At 34.9% G+C, this 20128-nt stretch carries 16 protein-coding genes; 5 read left to right on the plus strand and 11 right to left on the minus strand.

Features of this window, described 5'->3' with window-relative positions; all coding sequences use genetic code 11:
* Positions 1-4 precede the first annotated feature (4 nt).
* Positions 5-1459 (minus strand): glutamate synthase subunit beta, encoded by a 1455-nt coding sequence (locus L0669_RS11070; protein ID WP_263763491.1) that lies wholly within the window; start codon positions 1457-1459, stop codon positions 5-7.
* A gap of 96 nt (positions 1460-1555) precedes the next feature.
* Positions 1556-6073, minus strand: coding sequence for a glutamate synthase large subunit (gene gltB, locus L0669_RS11075; RefSeq protein ID WP_263763493.1), 4518 nt, complete (start codon positions 6071-6073; stop codon positions 1556-1558).
* 415 nt (positions 6074-6488) lie between these two features.
* Here gltB and sucC point away from each other — a divergent pair, with 415 nt between their 5' ends.
* On the plus strand, positions 6489-7682 hold the full coding sequence (gene sucC, locus L0669_RS11080) for an ADP-forming succinate--CoA ligase subunit beta (RefSeq protein ID WP_031453708.1): 1194 nt from the start codon (positions 6489-6491) through the stop codon (positions 7680-7682).
* A 647-nt stretch (positions 7683-8329) separates the two neighbouring features.
* On the opposite strand, the gene L0669_RS11085 is transcribed toward sucC, so the two are convergent.
* A complete protein-coding gene (locus L0669_RS11085; RefSeq protein WP_263763495.1) occupies positions 8330-9133 on the minus strand; it encodes a DUF5694 domain-containing protein in 804 nt (267 codons plus the stop codon).
* Between the two features lie 26 nt (positions 9134-9159).
* Here L0669_RS11085 and L0669_RS23670 point away from each other — a divergent pair, with 26 nt between their 5' ends.
* The 3 genes from L0669_RS23670 (at position 9160) to L0669_RS11095 (ending at position 11103) form a co-directional block, all read left to right on the plus strand.
* Entirely contained in the window at positions 9160-9285 is a 126-nt protein-coding gene (locus L0669_RS23670; RefSeq protein ID WP_302774464.1) for a hypothetical protein, read from the plus strand.
* Between the two features lie 68 nt (positions 9286-9353).
* The gene (locus L0669_RS11090; RefSeq protein ID WP_263763497.1) at positions 9354-10394 is read left to right on the plus strand and encodes a sensor histidine kinase; all 1041 of its coding nucleotides are present in this window, start codon (positions 9354-9356) and stop codon (positions 10392-10394) included.
* 4 nt (positions 10395-10398) lie between these two features.
* Positions 10399-11103 carry a LytR/AlgR family response regulator transcription factor gene (locus L0669_RS11095; RefSeq protein ID WP_263763499.1) on the plus strand — a complete coding sequence of 235 codons (705 nt, stop codon included), beginning with the start codon at positions 10399-10401 and terminating at the stop codon, positions 11101-11103.
* A 223-nt stretch (positions 11104-11326) separates the two neighbouring features.
* On the opposite strand, the gene L0669_RS11100 is transcribed toward L0669_RS11095, so the two are convergent.
* The 4 genes from L0669_RS11100 to L0669_RS11115 all read right to left on the minus strand — a co-directional run bounded on the left by L0669_RS11100 (position 11327) and on the right by L0669_RS11115 (position 15036).
* On the minus strand, positions 11327-11791 hold the full coding sequence (locus tag L0669_RS11100) for a DUF1456 family protein (RefSeq protein WP_263763500.1): 465 nt from the start codon (positions 11789-11791) through the stop codon (positions 11327-11329).
* A gap of 377 nt (positions 11792-12168) precedes the next feature.
* Positions 12169-13197: an aminotransferase class I/II-fold pyridoxal phosphate-dependent enzyme gene (locus L0669_RS11105; RefSeq protein WP_263763502.1), complete on the minus strand. Its 1029-nt coding sequence runs from the start codon at positions 13195-13197 to the stop codon at positions 12169-12171.
* Positions 13198-13202: 5 nt separating this feature from the next.
* Positions 13203-14213: a dipeptide epimerase gene (locus tag L0669_RS11110; protein ID WP_263763504.1), complete on the minus strand. Its 1011-nt coding sequence runs from the start codon at positions 14211-14213 to the stop codon at positions 13203-13205.
* Between the two features lie 22 nt (positions 14214-14235).
* The gene (locus L0669_RS11115) at positions 14236-15036 is read right to left on the minus strand and encodes an alpha/beta hydrolase (RefSeq protein WP_263763505.1); all 801 of its coding nucleotides are present in this window, start codon (positions 15034-15036) and stop codon (positions 14236-14238) included.
* A 55-nt stretch (positions 15037-15091) separates the two neighbouring features.
* Here L0669_RS11115 and L0669_RS11120 point away from each other — a divergent pair, with 55 nt between their 5' ends.
* Complete coding sequence (locus L0669_RS11120) at positions 15092-15493, plus strand: excinuclease ABC subunit B (RefSeq protein ID WP_173971505.1); 402 nt, start codon at positions 15092-15094, stop codon at positions 15491-15493.
* Here L0669_RS11120 and uvrB read toward each other — a convergent pair.
* The 4 genes from uvrB to rlmF form a co-directional block, all read right to left on the minus strand.
* Positions 15490-17481 (minus strand): excinuclease ABC subunit UvrB, encoded by a 1992-nt coding sequence (gene uvrB / locus L0669_RS11125; protein WP_173971506.1) that lies wholly within the window; start codon positions 17479-17481, stop codon positions 15490-15492. The two genes, L0669_RS11120 and uvrB, sit on opposite strands and share 4 nt — an antisense overlap.
* Positions 17482-17753: 272 nt before the next feature.
* Positions 17754-18695, minus strand: a complete 942-nt coding sequence (locus L0669_RS11130; RefSeq protein WP_263763507.1) for an alpha/beta fold hydrolase — start codon at positions 18693-18695, stop codon at positions 17754-17756.
* A gap of 82 nt (positions 18696-18777) precedes the next feature.
* The gene (locus L0669_RS11135) at positions 18778-19014 is read right to left on the minus strand and encodes a uroporphyrinogen decarboxylase (RefSeq protein ID WP_173971508.1); all 237 of its coding nucleotides are present in this window, start codon (positions 19012-19014) and stop codon (positions 18778-18780) included.
* A gap of 78 nt (positions 19015-19092) precedes the next feature.
* A complete protein-coding gene (gene rlmF, locus L0669_RS11140) occupies positions 19093-20040 on the minus strand; it encodes a 23S rRNA (adenine(1618)-N(6))-methyltransferase RlmF (RefSeq protein ID WP_263763509.1) in 948 nt (315 codons plus the stop codon).
* Positions 20041-20128 lie beyond the last annotated feature (88 nt).

Consider the following 20128-nt stretch of genomic DNA (forward strand, 5'->3'; position numbering starts at 1 on the left):
AAAATTACAAACTTGGTAAGTCTCCGTTTCCTTTGGTTGGCAAGTTAGTAGAGCCCATTAAGTACAAATCTACTTCTCTTGCTGCTTCGCGACCTTCTGAAATAGCCCATACAATTAATGATTGTCCGCGACGCATATCACCAGCAGTGAAAATGTGCGGAACGTTTGTTTGATAATTAGTTGCTTTGTAATTACTTCTAAAATCAACTTCAAGACCTAACTGGTCGCTTAAAGTTTTCTCAGGACCTGTAAATCCTAAAGCCAATAAGGCCAAATCGCAAGGCCAGATTTTCTCTGAACCTTCTTTTTCGATTAATTCAGGACGGTGACCCGGAGTCATTTTCCATTGTACTTCAACAGTTTTTAATCCTACTAATTCTCCTTTTTCGTTAGATAAGAATTCTTTAGTATTGATTAACCAGTTTCTGTCGCAACCTTCTTCGTGAGAAGATGAAGTTTTTAATTGCAACGGCCAGAAAGGCCATGGCGTAGACTCGCTTCTTCCAACCGGAGGTTTTGGTAAAATCTCAAAATTTGTTACCGATTTTGCTCCGTGACGGTTTGATGTACCAATACAGTCAGATCCTGTATCTCCACCACCAATTACGATAACATCTTTTCCGGTTGCCATAACCTGATCTGGAACTGATTCTCCAAATAAAACTTTAGTTTGTTGTGTAAGGAAATCCATTGCCTGAACAACGCCTTTGCTTTCGATACCTTTAGTTGGTAAACTTCTTCTTTCTGTTGCTCCACCGCATAATACGATAGAATCAAAAGTGTTTAATTCGTCTACGCTAAAGTTAACACCAACGTTTACATTTGTTTTAAAAGTAATTCCTTCAGCTTCAAGAATAGCTACACGTCTGTCGATGATTCCTTTTTCTAATTTAAAATTAGGAATTCCGTAACGTAACAAACCTCCAATTGCATTGTCTCTTTCGAAAACAGTTACCGTGTGACCGGCTCTGTTTAATTGTTGAGCTGCTGCTAAACCTGCAGGACCTGAACCAATAACGGCTACAGTTTTTCCTGTTCTGGTTTTTGGTGCTTGTGGTTTGATCCATCCTTCGGCAAAACCTCTTTCGATGATGTTTTTCTCGATGTTTTCGATTGCAACTGGTTCTTTGATGATTCCTAATACACATGATTTCTCACATGGAGCAGGGCATAAGCGACCTGTAAATTCCGGAAAGTTATTAGTAGATTGTAAAATCTCTAAAGCACTTTGCCATTCTTCCTGATGCACCATGTCGTTGAAGTCAGGAATTAAATTTCCTAACGGACAAGCGCTGTGGCAAAAAGGAATACCACAATCCATACATCTTGAACCTTGTTCTTTTATTTTATCTTTTGCTAACGGAATGGTAAATTCATTGTAGTTCGAAACACGTTCTGCTACTGCTAAATTACTTTCGTCGGCTCTGTTATATTCTTTAAATCCGCCTATTTTACCCATGACATTTTTATTAAATTTAGTTGTGAGATTGAGATGTGAGAAGTGAGTTGAGAAACTCAACCTTAGTACCTCTGCACCTTTGTAACTCAGAACCTTTTAATCAGCTATTAATTCTTCTATTTTTTTCTCTTCTGCAATTCGTTGTAATGCTTTTTTGTAATCAGTTGGCATTACTTTTACGAAATTGTTTTGTTCATTTTCCCAGTCTGCTAAAATTCTTTTTGCTAATGGACTGCTAGTGTACAATGAATGATTTTTGATCAATCGTCTTAGTTTGATTACATCTTCTTCTTCGATTGGGTCAAATGCAACCATTTCCATGTTACATACTGTAGAATCGAATTTTTGACGCGGATCGTAAACATAAGCAACACCACCGCTCATACCTGCTGCGAAGTTTCTTCCTGTTTTTCCTAAAACAACCACTGTACCACCAGTCATGTACTCGCATCCGTGATCTCCAATTCCTTCAACAACAGCAGTTGCTCCAGAATTTCTCACACAAAAACGCTCACCGGCTATTCCATTAATATAAGCCTCTCCGGTAATAGCTCCGTAAAGGGCAACGTTTCCGATAATGATATTGTCTTCAGGGCTAAAAGTTGCTGTAGGAGGTACTTTTACAATTAGTTTTCCTCCAGAAAGACCTTTTCCTAAATAATCATTACAGTTTCCGTGAATTTTAAACGACAATCCGTTTGTGGCAAAAGCACCAAAACTTTGTCCGGCAGAACCTTCAAAATCAACTAAAATAGTGTCATCAGGTAAACCTTGTGCGCCATATATTTTTGAGATTTCATTACTCAAAATAGCACCTACAGAACGGTCTGTATTTTTAATTTTAAATGTAACTCTTGTTTTTTCTTTTCTATAAATAGAAGGAATTGCTTCTTTGATAATGGCAAAATCCAATACATTGTCTAAATCGTGATCTTGCTCAGTTGTATTGTGAATTGGCTGTGTTTTAGCTTTTTCAGGTTTGTATAGAATTGATGATAAGTCTAAACCATTTGCTTTGTAATGTTTGATCGCTTTGTTCACATTTAATTTTTGTGACTGACCAACCATTTCTTTTAAGGTTCTGAAACCTAATTGCGCCATGATTTCTCTTAATTCTTCAGCAATAAAATACATGAAGTTAATAACGTGCTCCGGAGTTCCTTTGAAATTTTTTCTCAATTCAGGATCCTGAGTAGCAATACCAACCGGGCAAGTATTCAAGTGACAAGCTCTCATCATGATACAACCAGAAGCTACAAGTGGGGCAGTAGCAAAACCAAATTCTTCGGCTCCTAATAATGCAGCGATAGCTACATCACGCCCTGTTTTCAATTGTCCGTCACACTCTAAAACTACACGGCTTCTTAAATCATTTAAGATCAAAGTTTGTTGTGCTTCAGCTAATCCAAGTTCCCACGGAATACCTGTGTGTTGTAACGATGTCAATGGTGCAGCACCAGTTCCTCCATCATAACCTGAAATCAGGATTACGTCAGCTTTTGCTTTAGCAACACCGGCAGCGATAGTTCCAACTCCAACTTCAGAAACTAATTTTACGTTGATACGCGCTTCACGATTCGCATTTTTTAAATCGTAAATCAATTGCGATAAATCCTCAATAGAATAAATATCGTGGTGAGGTGGAGGCGAAATCAAACCTACATATGGCGTAGAGTTTCTGGTTTCAGCAATCCAAGGCACTACTTTTTCTCCAGGTAACTGACCACCTTCTCCAGGTTTTGCACCCTGAGCCATTTTAATCTGGATTTCTTTAGCGTTTGTCAAATAGTTGATCGAAACCCCAAAACGTCCTGATGCAACTTGTTTGATCGCACTGTTTCTGGAATCTCCGTTAATTTCTTTCTGGAAACGTTTAGGATCTTCTCCACCTTCTCCAGAGTTACTTTTTCCGCCAATTCTGTTCATTGCAATCGCTAAATTCTCGTGTGCTTCTCTACTGATAGATCCGTAAGACATTGCACCCGTTTTGAATTTTTTTACAATTTCTGTCCAAGGCTCTACTTCATCAATAGAAATTGGATCTAAATTATTAAATTCGAATAAACCTCTAATTGTCATTAAGTTTGAGCTTTGCTCATTGACCATGTTAGAGTATTCTTTATAACTTTCCGGGCTGTTTAAACGAACTGCCTGTTGTAGTTTAGAAATAGTTGTCGGGTTAAACATGTGTTTTTCTCCGCCACGTCTCCATCTGTAAATACCTCCAATTTCTAAAGAAAGCAAGTTGGCAATTTTAGAATTTGGAAATGCTTTTTGGAAACGTTTCTTCACTTCTTTTTCTACTTCCATCAAACCAATTCCTTCGATTCTTGAAGGAGTGTAAGGGAAATATTTACTAGTGAAAGTTTTATTTAAACCTAAAATCTCGAAAATTTGAGCAGCTCTGTACGAATGTAAAGTCGAGATACCAATTTTGTTCATGATTTTAAGAATACCTTTTGCGATTGCTTTATTGTAATTTACAATAGCATAATCAGCTTTTACTCCTGTAATGAATCCCTGGTTTACCTGATCGTGAATGATTTCGTTTACCATGTAAGGGTTGATGGCGCTTGCACCGTATCCGAACAATAAAGCAAAGTGATGTGGCTCACGAGGTTCTGCAGATTCGATTATGATTCCGAATTTAGAACGTACCTGTAAAATATTCAAAGAGTGGTGAATGTAAGAACAAGCCAATAACATTGGTATTGGAGCCAATTCTTCGCTTACGCCTCTGTCTGATAAAATGATGATGTTACATCCTTCAGAAACAGCTTTAAAAGTTGCCTGAACACATTTTTCAAGCGCGCGCTCTAAACCGTTAACTCCTTTTTCTATTTTGTATAAAGTAGAAATAGTAGCCGATTTGAAATCTGCGTGATCAATGTTTCTGATTTTATCTAAATCCTCATTCGAAATAACCGGATTCTGGATTTTCAGTTTTTTACATTGTTTCGATTCAATTTCGAAAATATTGAAATCTCCACCAATTGCTAAACTAATATCGGTAATGATTTCTTCACGAATACCATCCAAAGGCGGGTTGGTAACCTGAGCAAATAATTGTTTGAAATAGTTGTACAATAATTGCGGCTGATCTGATAAAACAGCCAATGGTGTATCGTTACCCATAGAACTAATGGCTTCAGCGCCCTGAGCTCCCATTGGGTTAATGATTGTTTTTAAATCTTCGATTGTGTAACCAAATAATTTTTGTCTGGTATGAAAATCAAGTTTTTCAACCGGAGTAGGATTATTGGTATACGGAATTTGAGATAATTGCAACAAGTTAGCATCGATCCATTCCTGGTAAGGACGTTTGGTTACAATTGCTTTTTTAATCTCATCATCTTCAATAATACGACCTTCGTTCATGTCAACAAGGAACATTTTTCCTGGCTCTAAACGACCGTGTTGTACTACATCTTCCGGCTCAACATCAAGTACACCAATTTCTGATGACATGATTACAAAACCGCTTTTTGTTAAAGTATAACGAGAAGGACGAAGACCATTTCTGTCTAATAACGCACCAATTACGTTACCATCTGTAAATGGGATAGAAGCAGGACCATCCCAAGGCTCCATGATACAGGAGTTGAATTCGTAGAATGCTCTTTTTTCAGGAGACATTGTCTGGTGTTTTTCCCAAGCTTCAGGGACAACCATCATCATCGCTTCTGGCAATGAACGACCTGTCATTAATAATAGTTCAACCACCATATCCATAGAAGCAGAATCTGATTTTCCTTCTAAGATAATTGGGAATAATTTTTTGATATCATTTCCGAAAACCTTGCTTTCCATCAATTCTTCACGAGCACGCATACGACTTACGTTTCCACGAAGTGTATTGATCTCACCATTATGACACATGTATCTAAACGGTTGCGCTAACTCCCATGAAGGGAAAGTATTGGTAGAGAAACGTTGGTGCACTAACGCCAAACGAGTCACTAAATCCGGATCTTTTAAGTCAACATAATAACGGCTGATGTCTTCCGGCATCAATAGACCTTTATATATTATGGTAGTTGTCGATAAACTAGAGAAATAAAACATATGGCTTTCAGAGGTTTTAGATCCTCTTACGGCATGTTCAGCAATTTTTCTAGCTGCAAAAAGTTTTGCATTAAATTCGTTTTCAGTTAAATCCTGACCGTTTTTGCTAACAAAAACCTGTTTAACTGTTGGTTCTTTTTCTGCGGCAATCTGCCCTAAATTTTCTACTTCAACAGGCACATCTCTCCAACCCAGGATCTTTAAGTTCTGATCCTTAATAGTCGATTCGAAAGTGTTGATACAAAAAGAAACCTGGTTTTTGCTTTTTGGTAAAAAAACCATTCCTACTGCATACTCACGTGTTTCAGGGATTTCAAAGTCACATACCTTTTTAAAAAAATCATGTGGGATATCGAATAAAATTCCAGCCCCGTCTCCAGTTCTTCCATCAGAACTAACGGCACCACGATGTTCCAATTTTATTAAGATATCCAATGCTTTGTGAATAATATCGTTAGATTTAATACCATTCAAATTACAAATAAATCCTGCACCACAATTGTCGTGTTCAAATTCAGGCAAATAAAGCCCTTGTTCTTTAACTTTCATTCTTGATATTTTTTCTACAAAAATAAAGATTTCGTTAAATATAATGTAGTGGAATTGTAATTTGACTTACATTTTTATTGTAATATTAGAAAAGCGCTTCTTAATTGATAATAATATTATATTAACCATTGCGAATTGATAAAATGATAACGGCTGTTAAAATATATTAAGAAAAATCGCCGTAAGGCTAGCAAATACGGTGATGTTTTTGTTAAATATCAAACGTTTTAGTGGATTTCAGTTAATATTAACAAATTGTTTAGTTAACTATTTCTTTGCATTGAAAAATAATAAACGTTTTATAAATATCTCACTCGTTTTTTAATTGAAAAAGATTTTACTATTCAGTTGAATTTTGCTACTTTTGTCGCACTTTTATTCTGAAATAAATTCAGAACCAGACAAATTCTATATTATGAACATACACGAATATCAAGGAAAAGAAATTTTAGCAAGTTACGGAGTACGCATTCAACGCGGAATTGTGGCTAACAATGCAGTCGAAGCTGTGGCTGCTGCAAAACAATTAACTGCCGAGACTGGTACAGGATGGCACGTAATAAAAGCACAAATTCACGCAGGTGGTCGTGGAAAAGGTGGTGGAGTTAAGTTAGCAAAAAACTTGCAACAAGTTGAAGAAATTGCTGGACAAATCATCGGAATGCAATTGATTACACCTCAAACTTCTGCAGAAGGTAAAAAAGTAAACAAAGTATTAGTTGCAGAAGATGTTTACTATCCTGGTGAAAGTGAAACTTCTGAATTTTATGTTTCTGTTTTATTAAATAGAGCTACTGGTCGTAACATGATTATGTATTCTACTGAAGGTGGAATGGATATTGAAGAAGTTGCTGAGCACACCCCTCATTTAATTTTTACTGAAGAAGTTGATCCTTCTGTTGGATTACAAGGTTTTCAAGCAAGAAGAATTGCTTTTAACTTAGGTCTTTCAGGAAATGCTTTCAAAGAAATGGTGAAATTCATCGATGCACTTTACAATGCTTACATTGGTTCTGATGCTTCTATGTTTGAAATCAACCCGGTTTTGAAAACTTCAGATAATAAAATTATGGCTGTAGATGCTAAAGTTAATATCGATGATAATGCTTTATACAGACAACCAAAATATGCTGAGATGAGAGATATCCGTGAGGAGAATCCAATCGAAGTTGAAGCTAAAGAAGTAGGATTGAACTATGTAGATCTTGACGGTACTGTAGGATGTATGGTAAACGGAGCAGGTCTTGCAATGGCAACTATGGATTTAATTAAATACGCTGGTTTTGAGCCTGCTAACTTCTTAGACGTTGGTGGAACTGCTGATGCAAAACGTGTTGAAACTGCTTTTAGAATTATCTTAAAAGATCCTAACGTAAAAGCTATTTTGATTAACATTTTTGGAGGAATCGTTCGTTGTGACCGTGTTGCTCAAGGTGTTGTTGATGCTTACAAAAACATGGGTGATGCTATCAATGTGCCAATTATCGTTCGTTTGCAAGGAACAAATGCTGAAATTGCAAAAGAATTAATTGACAATTCAGGTATGCCAATTTTATCAGCTGTTCAGTTTCAAGAAGCTGCTGATCAAGTTAAAGCTGCGCTTTCTTAATCAAATAAGAAATCAATTATATAGAAAATCCTTCCGATCATTCGGAGGGATTTTTTTTTGAAGTTAATTTAAACCGTTGGGAGTTTTAACCGCAACGCACGCAAAGTTTTTTTTAATTATAAGAATCTATATAAACGCAAAGTTCGCAAAGCTATACTTGATAAAGCTTTTCGATTTTTTTTAGAAACATAGCCCGTGGTTTCAACCACGGGTACGTTTCGGGATATACAAATTGTGATTTACAGATTATGATATGTGATATGTGAATTGTGATATGCATTGTGTTCCCGTGGTTGAAACCACGGGCTATATTTTACACCCGAATTTATTATTATGATCTTTTTTAAGCACAAAGTTCGCAAAGCTATACTTGATAAAGCTTTTCGATTTTTTTAGAAACATAGCCCGTGGTTTCAACCACGGGTACGTTTCGGGATCTATATATTGTGATATAAAGATTATGATGTGTGGATTGTGATATGCATTGTATTCCCGTGGTTGAAACCACGGGCTATATTTTACAATTTAATTTGTTATTATGACCTTTTTTAAAGCACAAAATTCGCAAGGCTATATCTGAAATAGCTTTGCGAACCTTGCGTAAATCCTTGCGTTCTTTGCGGTTAAATCTCTTAGCGGTTAGAGAACTATTTCAAAACCGTAGCCAATTCTACAATTTCGTATTCAGAATTATGTTCTACAAATTCTCTAATCATTGCCGTATGACCTGCGCCTAATAAAACCATTATTTTATCGTCTTTACTCTCAGTTAATTTCTGAATTAAAGCATACATATAAAGATTTCTTCTGTACCATTCAGATATCAAATACGCACCTACAAAATTATCTGTTTTACCGCCTTTTATTGCTGTTTCAAGATACCAGTTAATATTATCTTCATTAGCGGCTTTTGTATTAACATCCAAGAGTAATTCAGTCAAAGAATATTTTGCAATTTTTTTATTTTGATCTGTTTCGTACTTTTTCATTAATTCCTCATTTTTCTTGATTAAATCAAACTGATTGGCTGCTGTCATTCCTTTTACCAGACTGTCATAAGGAAAATCAGTATTGTTATAATCAATTCCGTATAACTTTTTGTGACCTAGTTTTTTAGCAGATCTTAAAGCAAGTTGTACTATTTCGTCTGCTTTTTTATGCAGTAAACTATCCGTGTTTCTATTATAGAATTTATCCAGTTTGTCTTGCTTTTGATAATTCCATTCAACAAAAATTTTATTCGGACCAAACTTTTTAATTTTATCGGTAATGATTTCCAGTTCTTTCTGACTCTTATCTGACATTACATTAAACGTATTTATTTGAGCAACATCTAATCCAGGGTTTTCAAAATGGAACGTTCCCAATAATAAAATTTGTTTCTTTTTTGTCTGAGCAGATGCTGTTGTTAATGCAATTGTAAAAACGAGTAATAAAGCGATTTTTTTCATGATGATTTGTTTTAAATTCATGACAAATGTATAGCAGCATTTCAGGTGAATTTTTAGTTTTTGATGAACTTCAGGTTTTAAATTGCAAACGTTTAGAATTTGCTGCCGAAAAATTTCGTGTATCGTTTTTGATGGTTGGTCACAAGAAATAGAGGTTTTATATAAATATAGTATTCATATAAAGCCATAGTTGTATTTTTGAAATCATAACAACATTATCATGAAGTTAAAAATCCCGTTTTATTACCATGTTCTTCTTTTCTTAGGATTGTTTGTAACCTTTTATCTTTGGGATATTGGAGTGAGTAATCGAAAATTGGAATCTGTTTTCAGCAGTATGTATTTCTTTTTTAATACAGGCTTTATATTGTCTATTTTTATCGTTTATCTTTTAAATTTTTATCTTTTTTGTGATTGGTTTTTAAACAGAAAAAAGATTTTAGTATACTTTCTGAGTATTCCGGTTTCATTGTTCATTTTTGCCGGAGTCCGTTATTTTTTACAGGAAGTTGTTGTGTTCGAAATTACCGGAATTCATAATTATGGCGAGGAAACGCGCAGGATTGGATACTATATTAGGGATAATTTTTTCTTTGGTTTGCCCGCTATAATTTTAAGTGCTTTGAGTTATTTATTTTGGCAATTTCAGAATACACATAAAGAAAATCAGGAATTGTTATTAGAAAATAAAAAAGCGCAACTTCAAATGCTTAAATCGCAGGTGAGTCCGCATTTTTTATTTAATACCTTAAATTCGTTTTATAGTCAATTGATTTTGAAAGAAGATAAAATGGCTTCGGATATTTTGGTTTTGTCTGATTTGTTGCGTTATGTTATCACAGAGACAGAAAAAGATGAAGTATTGCTCTGTAAAGAAATTCAGTTTGTACAAAACTATATTTATTTGCAGCAAAAACGCTTTGAAGACCAGCTTTATTTAGACTTTGAAATTGAAGGAAGTTATGCAAGCGAAAAAATTCTTTCGTCAGCTTTAATTCATTTTATCGAAAATGTTTTTAAACACGCAAAATTGAATAATCCAGATGAAAAAGCGCTCATTTCGATCAAAATAAAGGGAGACTTTTTAGAACTATCAACCTTTAATTATAATGTGGGAGGGGAGAATTATTCATCTACCGGAATTGGTTTTGAGAATCTCACAAAACGATTAGAATATGCTTATAAGGATCAATTTATATTAGAAAAAACAGCAGAAAATAATACCTTTAAAACCTATTTAAAAATACCACTAAAAAAATAATTTCATGAACTTTAAATGTATCATTGTTGATGATGAACCGCCAGCAACCCGCATACTGGAAAATTATATCGATAAAGTATCTTTTCTCGAAAAAGTAGGGGTTTTTAATGATGCATTAAAGGCATTAGAATTTCTGAATGCACAAAGTGTTGATGTTATTTTTTTGGACATTCAAATGCCGCAATTAACAGGTTTGCAGATCTCCAGAATAATTTCAAAAGATATTAAAGTTATTTTTACGACCGCTTATCCGGATTTTGCTTTAGAAGGTTTCGAACTAAATGCCATTGATTATTTATTGAAACCAATTGCATTTGAGCGTTTTTATCAGGCAGTTTCAAAACTGAATGCAGAACCCAAAACAGAAGTAACACCAAGGAATTCATCTGATTTTATTTTTGTAAAAACCGATGGTAAAAATAAATTTCAGAAGTTGTTTTTAGAAGAGATTTTATATGTAGAAAGTCTTCAGAATTATGTTTGTATTCATACCCAAAAACAACAAATTATAACGCATTCGTCTTTAAAAAATGTAATTGAATCATTGCCTGAAAAAGATTTTGTTCAAATTCATAAATCGTATGTAATTGCTTTAAAACAAATAGAATCTACTGATAGTTTTTCGGTCTTTATTAATGCAAAAGAATTGCCAATAGGAGCAACGTTTAAAGATGCTTTTTTTGAAAGAATTGATCAGAATAAAATCTAGGTTTGGTGGTGATTTAACCGCAAAGCGCGCTACGATTTTTTTATAGAGATTTTAAATAAAAACGCAAAGTTCGCAAAGCTATATAGGTAATGCTTTGCGAACTTTTCAGGTTTAAAATAATAGCCACGAATTCACGAATTTTTATTTTCAAGATTATGAAATAATTCGTGAATTCGTGGCTGAAAAAACTTTGATCCCGATAGCTATCGGGATTGCGGTTAGATTATTTTTTATTTTTTCCGTTTTTGTAAACCACTTTTTCTACAACAGATATTTTTCCATTTCCTTTAGGGAATTCTTTCTTTTTAGGTTTTCCAGCTGCCGAACCCGATTTAGAAGGAGCTTTGTCGCCTCTTCTTCTTTCAGCATCTTTTGTGGTAGCTTTAAATTCAGGTCTTTCTTTTGTGTTATCTTTCTTCGGAATTTCAGCTTTATGTTTGGCTAAAACGTCATTTGGGTTTTTCGGGTTTTCTTTCGTTCCTCTTAAATGAATTACCAATCCGTTTAAGAAATTACGCAAAACCTGATCACCACATTCCATGTAATTTTCATGATCTTCGGCTCTAAAAAAAGCGCCCAATTCTGATTTTGAAATTCTAAAATCTACTAATTCTAAAATTTCAACTATTTGGTCGTCACGGAGCATCAAAGCCACGCGCAGTTTTTTCAGGATATCGTTGTTCGTCATCGTTTAATTTTTTACAAAGGTACGTTTTAAAAGTAATTTGATTACAATTTTAGATTTAGAATTGCAGACAAAGTGGAGTGTCTTAATTTTAAATATATATGCTGCCAAAATTTTCGCGCAAAGTCGCAAAGTCGCCAAGTTCAAGATTTTTTTAAATTTAAGCTAAGCAAATTTTTTATTTTGAATTGCCTCCAGCTTCAGCTGGAGATAATAAAATAATACTAAAAAATTGGCTTTAGCCAAAATATCTGTTTGGCTAAATCCAATTACACACTTTTTGTAAACTCCAGCTGAAGCTGGAGGCAAGTCAAAAATCATAATTTATAAAACTTTGCGACTCTGCGACTTTGCGAGAGATAAATCGATATTACTTTTTTTTAATTAGAATAACCATTTAAAATAGCAATCAATTTATCCAAATCCTCAGAAATATGATTTGCCGTAATTACAATCCGATTGAGATTGTTGGCGTTTTCCTGATATTTAAAATTGGCAATAATGATTTTGTTGGCTTTTAAAATATCAATGATGTTTTCGTTTTCTAAATAAATCAAAGGATAGTTTTTGTCAAACTTAATGGTGGCATTTTTAATTAACTTTTGATCGATATAATTTAAATTCTCCAGTAATTTTTGATGTTGAATTTTATAAAGATCTGCAGCATCTGCCAATGTCTGAGCGAAAGCAGGATTCATTCCGGCGGCAGAAATAAAAATGTCGAGATTTTTTATTTGATGAATGAAAGCCGCATCGCTGGCAATAACCCCGCCATTTAAACCAAACGCTTTTCCTAAGGAAGAAATCATGATTTTTCGTTTGATTGGGAGTTTAATTTCAGAATAAATTCCGCAGCCATTTTCGCCTAATACTCCAAAAGAATGCGATTCATCAATGAGTAAAGTAATCTCTTTATGATTGAGAATTGTTGCTAATACAGATAAATCGATAGCCTTGGTTTGAAAGCCGGAAACACCATCGGTTAAAACCGTAATTTTTTCTGTTTTAGAATCCAGTAAACGAGGATTTATACTTCCATTTAAAAATACAGGCGAACTATCTTTAATTTGAATTGCCGGATGCGTGTTGGGAAAATGAAAAAAAGAATCCGTTTGTTTTTTTAGTTCATCAATTACCAATTTTCCTGCGAGCATTCCAGACGAAACCGTAACTGCACTTTCAGCTTTTATGTGTTTGGCTAAAAAATTCTCGCCGTTTTCATACGCCGTTAGTTTTATATTCGCGCTTCTGGAACTTCCGTAAGTGGTTCCCCAATTCTGAATGTTTTTAATGACCAATTCCTGAAAGTCTTTATTCGTTGGTAAACCCAAATAGGCAGTTCCTCCAAAATACAAATATTGTTCATGGTCGATTTCGATAATTCTGTCGGGAAATTGGCTGACGTTCATAGCATTTAGATTAAAGTAACTCCGGTTCCGTTACCTTCAGAATAGTGAATAACCCCATTTTTTATCGTTACGCCAGTAGCGATATCTTCTGCAAGAAGCAAAGCGCCATCCATATCTACATAATCTAATTGAGGCAACAAATGCGCAATTGCCGAAATTCCTACAGTCGATTCGGTCATGCAGCCTACCATTGTTTTTAGTCCTAATTTTTTAGCTTCTTCAATCATGCGTTTTCCAGGAGTCAATCCGCCGCATTTTACCAATTTTACGTTTACACCATGAAAATGATTGAAACATTTAGCCACGTCTTCTTCTATAATACAGCTTTCATCAGCAATAACGGGTAATACCGAATGTTTGAAAACTTCTTTATGTGCTTCCCAATTATCAGCTTTCATTGGTTGCTCTAGAAATTCTACGCCAAGTTTTTTTAATTCAACGGCGTTATTTATAGTTTCCTCAACACCCCAGCCACAATTGGCATCAATTCTAAAAATGGCATTGGTATGTTTTCTGAGTTCTTTTACAATGGCAATATCCTCTTTGGTGCCTAATTTAATTTTATAAATTGGCCAGGGAAGTTCCTGCATTTTCGAAACCATTTTTTCTATCGAAGCAATTCCAATTGTGTAATCTGTAAGCGGATTATTTTTGATGGTATAATTCCATAATTCATATAATTTCTTTCCTTTTTTACGGGCATAAAGATCATTATAAGCCAAATCTAAAGCGCATAAAGCAAACATATCGTCTTTTAAATACGGATATATTTTTGCCCAGAATGCATCAGGAGTTTCATTTTCGGTAGTTTCAATAATCGTTCTGATTTTCTCTAAATCCTGCATCATCATCGCAACGGTGGTTTTATAATACGGATTTGAAGTAGCTTCTCCAAAACCTGAAAAACCGTCGCTTTTAAGCTCAACAATTAAAGAAGGTTGAAAATCAATCGATTCTCTGGATATAGTGAAAGTGTGTTTTAGTTTTAGATTGTATTCTCTTAAAATTAGTTCCATTGTGAGTTTGATTGTTTTTTGTTTAATATCCGAGCCAAAGAAATGCTTTTACAAAACCATCCCGCCAAAGTTTTTCATTATGCTCACCGCCTTTTACAATTTTAGACTTTGTGAGATGCAAGCAATAACAGCGTTTTGTGTCGAGCAAACGTTCCATTTTGGTCATGTCTTTGACCATATCATCGCTTTCTTTGTCTCCACATAAAAAATAAATTTTAGTTTTGATTTTTGGAGTTTGTTCTGTTAAAGTATAAATGTGATTCGAAAACCAGAATGCAGGCGAAAAAACTCCTGCTTTGCCAAATATTTCGGGATATTTTAGAATGGCATAATACGAAACCAATCCGCCAAGTGAACTTCCCATAATAATGGTATTTTTGGCTTTTGGCTTAGTTCTGTAATTTTTATCGATGTAAGGTTTTAGGGTTTTTACAATAAAAGCAAGATAATTATCGGCATTTCCTCCGCCATATTTTTCATTTTTAAATGGCGTTAACTCGTCGATGCGTTTTTCGTTTCCGTGTTCGATTCCTACTACAATTACTGGTGCTTTCAGACTGTCCAGTTTTTCATCGACATTCCATTCTCCGGAAAAAGAGGTTTTGGCATCAAATACATTCTGAGCATCGTGCATATAAATCACGCTGTATTTTTTGGCTGTAGCCGAATAATCTTTAGGAAGGTAAATCCAGATTTTTTTTGTGGTTTTTAGTTGAGGCGCTTCGATCGTAAAGGTCGATACACTTTTTGAAGCCGTACTTTCTTGCGCGCTTGTGACAGAGGTTATCCAAAGCATTATAAAAAAGAAGAATCCTCTAATCATGAGTTCTTTGCATTTTAGATTTAAAAACAATATTTTAGCTAAAAATAATAAATTGATGAATACCGAAACAGAAAAGAGAAGTTTACTTTTAGAAATGATTGCTTTTTCTACTGTTGATGGGCATTTGCACAAAAGAGAGTATGATTTTTTGTGGCTTGTGGCTCAGGAATTGTCTATCGATTTGGATGAATTTCATGATTTATTTCATCAGGAAAACACCACTTCAATTATAAAATCAGAATTTCAGCGTATTCAGCAATTCTACAGACTGGCTTTGATTATGTATTGCGACGGAATTTTGCATGAAAAAGAAGCCAAAGCCATTCAGCAAATTGCTATCGAAATGGGATTGAATCCTAATGCGACCAAACGTGTTTTGGATTTAATGAAAAATGCACCAAATGCTATTATTGACCCTAATTTGTTATTGAGAGTTTTTCAGGAACAACACAATTAAGCCAATTGTTCCTGTAGTTTTTTAATATCATCACGCAATTTGGCCGCTTGCAAAAAGTCAAGTTCTTTCGCCGCTTTTTCCATAGATTTACGTTTCTCGCGGATCATTTTTTCTAAGTCAGCTTTGGATAAATAGGCCGTTTCAGGTTCTGCAGCAACAGCTAATGTGTGACCCAATTCGTATTCTACCAAAGGATTTTTGGTAAAAGCGCTGTCGATCTTTTTATTTAAAGCTTGCGGTACAATTCCATGTTCTGTATTATAATTGATCTGTTTGGTTCTGCGATATTCTGTTTCGTCTATTGTTCGTTGCATACTTGCCGTAATTTTATCGGCATACAAAATTGCTTTTCCGTTTAAGTTTCTTGCCGCACGACCAATAGTTTGCGTTAGCGATCTGTGATTACGAAGAAAACCTTCTTTATCAGCATCAAGAATGGCTACAAGCGAAACCTCGGGTAAATCAAGTCCTTCACGAAGTAAGTTGACTCCAATAAGAACATCAAAAATACCTTTTCGTAAATCCTGCATGATTTCAATACGTTCCAGCGTGTCAACTTCAGAATGTATGTAACGACAACGAATGTTTACTTTGGTTAAATATTTGGCTAATTCTTCGGCCATTCTTTTAGTCAGCGTAGTTACTAAAACTCTTTCGTCTAATTCGCAACGTACCTGAATTTCCTCAATTAAATCATCAATTTGATTCAAGCTTGGTCGTACTTCGATAATTGGATCTAATAATCCTGTTGGACGAATAATTTGTTCGACATAAATACCGTCTGTCTTTTGTAATTCGTAATCTGCCGGAGTTGCCGATACGTAAATTACCTGATTTTGTATGGCTTCAAACTCTTCAAATTTCAAAGGTCTGTTGTCCATTGCAGCAGGTAAACGGAAACCGTATTCAACCAGATTTTCTTTACGGCTTCTGTCGCCTCCATACATGGCGTGAACCTGAGAAACAGTTACGTGACTTTCATCTACAATCATCAAATAATCACTTGGGAAATAATCTAATAAACAGAATGGTCTTGTCCCAGCTTGTCTTCCGTCAAGGTATCTTGAGTAATTCTCGATTCCGGAGCAATAGCCTAATTCTCGTATCATTTCTAAGTCGAAATTGGTGCGTTCTTCCAAACGTTTGGCTTCGAGATGTTTTCCTATTTCTTTAAAATAATCGACTTGTTTGACCAAATCTTGCTGAATTTCCCAAATAGCGCCTTGCAGAACTTCCGGAGAAGTCACAAACATATTGGCGGGATAAATGGTAAGTCGTTTAAATTTTTCAATAACCTGAGAAGTTTTAACATCAAATGATTCTATTTCTTCGATTTCGTCTCCAAAAAAGTGAATTCTATAAGCATCATCGGCATAACTAGGATATACTTCTACAATGTCTCCTTTTATTCTAAAAGTTCCTGGATTAAAATCGGCCTCGGTTCTGGCGTATAAACTTTGAACCAGGCTATGAAGTAGTTTGGTTCTCGAAATAACCTGATCTCTGAAAATTTCGATTACGTTTTTCTTAAACTCAACGGGATTTCCAATACCATATAAACACGAAACAGAAGCGACAACCAAAACATCACGACGTCCGGATAGGAGGGAAGAAGTAGTGCTTAAACGCATCTTTTCGAGCTCTTCGTTGATAGATAAATCTTTTTCGATAAAAACCCCTGTTACAGGCATAAAAGCTTCGGGCTGGTAATAATCGTAGTAGGAAACAAAATATTCGACCGCATTATTGGGGAAAAATTGTTTGAACTCAGAATATAATTGCGCTGCCAAAGTTTTATTGTGAGCCAAAACCAGGGTTGGTCTTTGAACTTCCTGAATAACATTGGCAACGGTAAATGTCTTTCCGGATCCGGTAACTCCTAATAATGTCTGGTACTTTTCGCCATCTATTACACCTTGCGAAAGTTTTTCGATTGCTTGTGGCTGATCACCTTTTGGACTATACTCTGAGGATACTTGGAAATTCATTTTTGAATGATGAAAAGATTAGTTTTGTAAAGATACAAAGTTTGAATTCTATAAAAAAGAGTTGCCGCGAATTACACGAATTACACGAATTTTTGTGGGAATTGATTTAGTTACTTATTATTAAACACAATCTTGTCATTTCGACGAAGGAGAAATCTCCGTGAGAAGCTCAAAGATTAGATTCTCGTTGCGGAGTTACTTGTGGAGATTTCTCCTTCGTCGAAATGACAAAATCCTTGGAATTTTGCGAGAGATTTGCTTATTATGGCTAATTACTCTAAAAAATTAATCATCGCATCATTTACAATCTTAGCCTGATCGATGGATAAAAAATGTCCTGCGTCTTTTATGATTTGAGTTTTGCTTTTAGCTAAATATTTGTTTGCTCTTTCCAGACTTTCGTCTGAATTGATGACATCGTGATCGCCAATTAAAACCAAAACAGGATTGGTAATTGATTTTAATTCGTCATCAGAAAAAGGATGCATTTTAAGCATGCTTGAATTTGATTTCGCATATTTATTGGCCAGATAAAATTGTCGCTTGTACACCGGACTAATTTTTTCAGGATGGGTAGAAAATGTATTTAAGGTCTTGCCGAATTTCTTCTCACTAGGGAAAAGTTTGAGCATTAATGCCGATGTTGTTTTGCCTACTTTATCTATAAATTTGAAGGTTTGCGCCGGACTCAATAAAACTATTTTATCTATCGAATTATTTTTTTGAGTGGCTAATAAAGTGGCAATCCAGCCGCCGCGGGAAGCGCCTACGATGTCAAATTTCTTTAATTTATAATGATCAAAAATTTCGTTGTATAAAATCACGATTTCTTCTGATGAAAGCGATTTTGAAGTCAGGGTAGATTTTCCTGGTTCCATCATGAAATCGATGGCATATATGCGATGGTTTTTGGCTAAAGGTTTGATGTTTGGATACCACATAGTAGAACTGGCGTCCATTCCGTGAAGTAAAACCAGATCTTTTCCGTTTTTGGGACCAGCGATAATCACGTGTGCGCTTCCGTAAGTGGTTTTGATATTCTCTTCAGAATATGGAATGTCCCAAAGTTTTAGGGCTTTATCGTACGAACTTATATAAGCTTGTTTTTCGCTTTTGGTTTTAAAAACGTAATCATCAAATTTCGCTTTTTTGGTCGAAGCACAACTTGTGATTAAAAGCAGCAATACTGCTAACCTGAAGTATAATTTAGGCATAGTAAATTTAATTTTGAGACTTAAAGTTACGATTATAGTACATCAACTATGTATCAAAATTTTCTTTTAAAGTATCATAATTTTAAGATTGTGCCTTTTTTGATGTTAAATAATACACTTGTACCAAAGCTAAAATCGCGTTTGGAATGATTACAGGTAAAAGCCATTGGTTAAGATCCCGATAATCATTTAAAAAAATACCATAGATTACAAAGCAAATACAACCAAACATATTAATGAACCGGATTGCTCTAAGGTTTTTTAACAAAAAACCTCCAACAATAAAAAAGGATGCGAGATAACCAATATATTCTGCCATAGTTTATTAATTTATTTTGTAGTAAATTTACTAAAAACAAATAATAAAACTCAATGTTTTGTATTTAAGGTCAGTATTTTAAAACTTCCAGGCTTTTTGTTGGCTTTCGCTTAAAAAAGTCCAGGCTACAATACGGCTTATTTTTTGGCCTTGAGCCATATCGATTGTTTTTATCGAAGAGGCATTTACTTTGTTTAGTGTTTTATAAATGCTCGAAAGATTTTCTCTTTTTGAAACCAAGGTGGTAAACCACAAAGTTTGCATGGCAAATTTTGCACTTTCGTAAATCATTTGGGTAATAAAACCAATTTCTCCACCATCACACCATAATTCGGCATTGTGGCCTCCGAAGTTTAAAACAGGATTTGTTTTTTTTCTTTCTTTGGTTAAATTCGAAACTTTACGCACATTGCTTTGATTCGCATCTTCGGCAGAAGAGTGAAAAGGCGGATTACACATCGTGAAGGTAAAACGGTCTTCGGGCGTGATGATATTTTTGAAAATAAAACGAGATTCTGTTTGTTGCTGTAAGCTTATCGCATCAATTAATTTTGGATTGGCTTCGATGATTTTACTGCAATTTTCGATTGCTTTTTCCTCGATGTCAGTGCCTACGAAACTCCAGTCGTAAATAGCATTTCCTAAAATAGGATAGATGCAATTGGCGCCTGTTCCTATATCTAGACCTAAAACTGAAGATCCTTGCGGAATGATTCCGTTATTGGTTTCGGCTAATAAATCAGCCAGATAGTGAATATAATCTGTTCTTCCGGGAATGGGAGGACAAAGGTAATTTTTAGGAATATCCCAGTTTTGTATGTCGTAATAGGTTTGTAATAAGGCTTTATTAAGCAATTTTACAGAAACAGGATTACTGAAATCAATAGTTTCGATTCCGTGAACGTTTATGGCCACCTGTGGTTTTAGTTCAGGACAATTTGCAATAAGAAGTTCGAAATCATAACGGGAACGGTGTAGGTTTCGAGGATGTAAATTGTTTTTTTCGGAATTGTCTGTTGCTTTCATTTTCTAAATTTCCGTGCAAAGATAGGCATTCTTTTTCCGGGAAATGATAATTATGAAAACGATTGCCCTAGCCCTGATGGGAGCGGCA

Source organism: Flavobacterium bizetiae (assembly GCF_024271895.1).
Lineage (GTDB): Bacteria > Bacteroidota > Bacteroidia > Flavobacteriales > Flavobacteriaceae > Flavobacterium > Flavobacterium bizetiae.

What these genes read in the sequence shown, in the direction of transcription:
- L0669_RS11070 (WP_263763491.1), bottom strand. Translation starts at nt 1,459, where the DNA reads ATGGGTAAAATAGGCGGATTTAAAGAATATAACAGAGCCGACGAAAGT.
- L0669_RS11090 (WP_263763497.1), top strand. Translation starts at nt 9,354, where the DNA reads ATGAAGTTAAAAATCCCGTTTTATTACCATGTTCTTCTTTTCTTAGGA.
- L0669_RS11095 (WP_263763499.1), top strand. Translation starts at nt 10,399, where the DNA reads ATGAACTTTAAATGTATCATTGTTGATGATGAACCGCCAGCAACCCGC.
- sucC (WP_031453708.1), top strand. Translation starts at nt 6,489, where the DNA reads ATGAACATACACGAATATCAAGGAAAAGAAATTTTAGCAAGTTACGGA.
- L0669_RS11105 (WP_263763502.1), bottom strand. Translation starts at nt 13,197, where the DNA reads ATGAACGTCAGCCAATTTCCCGACAGAATTATCGAAATCGACCATGAA.
- L0669_RS23670 (WP_302774464.1), top strand. Translation starts at nt 9,160, where the DNA reads ATGTATAGCAGCATTTCAGGTGAATTTTTAGTTTTTGATGAACTTCAG.
- L0669_RS11085 (WP_263763495.1), bottom strand. Translation starts at nt 9,133, where the DNA reads ATGAAAAAAATCGCTTTATTACTCGTTTTTACAATTGCATTAACAACA.
- L0669_RS11120 (WP_173971505.1), top strand. Translation starts at nt 15,092, where the DNA reads ATGAATACCGAAACAGAAAAGAGAAGTTTACTTTTAGAAATGATTGCT.
- L0669_RS11115 (WP_263763505.1), bottom strand. Translation starts at nt 15,036, where the DNA reads ATGATTAGAGGATTCTTCTTTTTTATAATGCTTTGGATAACCTCTGTC.
- uvrB (WP_173971506.1), bottom strand. Translation starts at nt 17,481, where the DNA reads ATGAATTTCCAAGTATCCTCAGAGTATAGTCCAAAAGGTGATCAGCCA.
- L0669_RS11100 (WP_263763500.1), bottom strand. Translation starts at nt 11,791, where the DNA reads ATGACGAACAACGATATCCTGAAAAAACTGCGCGTGGCTTTGATGCTC.
- L0669_RS11110 (WP_263763504.1), bottom strand. Translation starts at nt 14,213, where the DNA reads ATGGAACTAATTTTAAGAGAATACAATCTAAAACTAAAACACACTTTC.
- rlmF (WP_263763509.1), bottom strand. Translation starts at nt 20,040, where the DNA reads ATGAAAGCAACAGACAATTCCGAAAAAAACAATTTACATCCTCGAAAC.
- L0669_RS11135 (WP_173971508.1), bottom strand. Translation starts at nt 19,014, where the DNA reads ATGGCAGAATATATTGGTTATCTCGCATCCTTTTTTATTGTTGGAGGT.
- L0669_RS11130 (WP_263763507.1), bottom strand. Translation starts at nt 18,695, where the DNA reads ATGCCTAAATTATACTTCAGGTTAGCAGTATTGCTGCTTTTAATCACA.
- gltB (WP_263763493.1), bottom strand. Translation starts at nt 6,073, where the DNA reads ATGAAAGTTAAAGAACAAGGGCTTTATTTGCCTGAATTTGAACACGAC.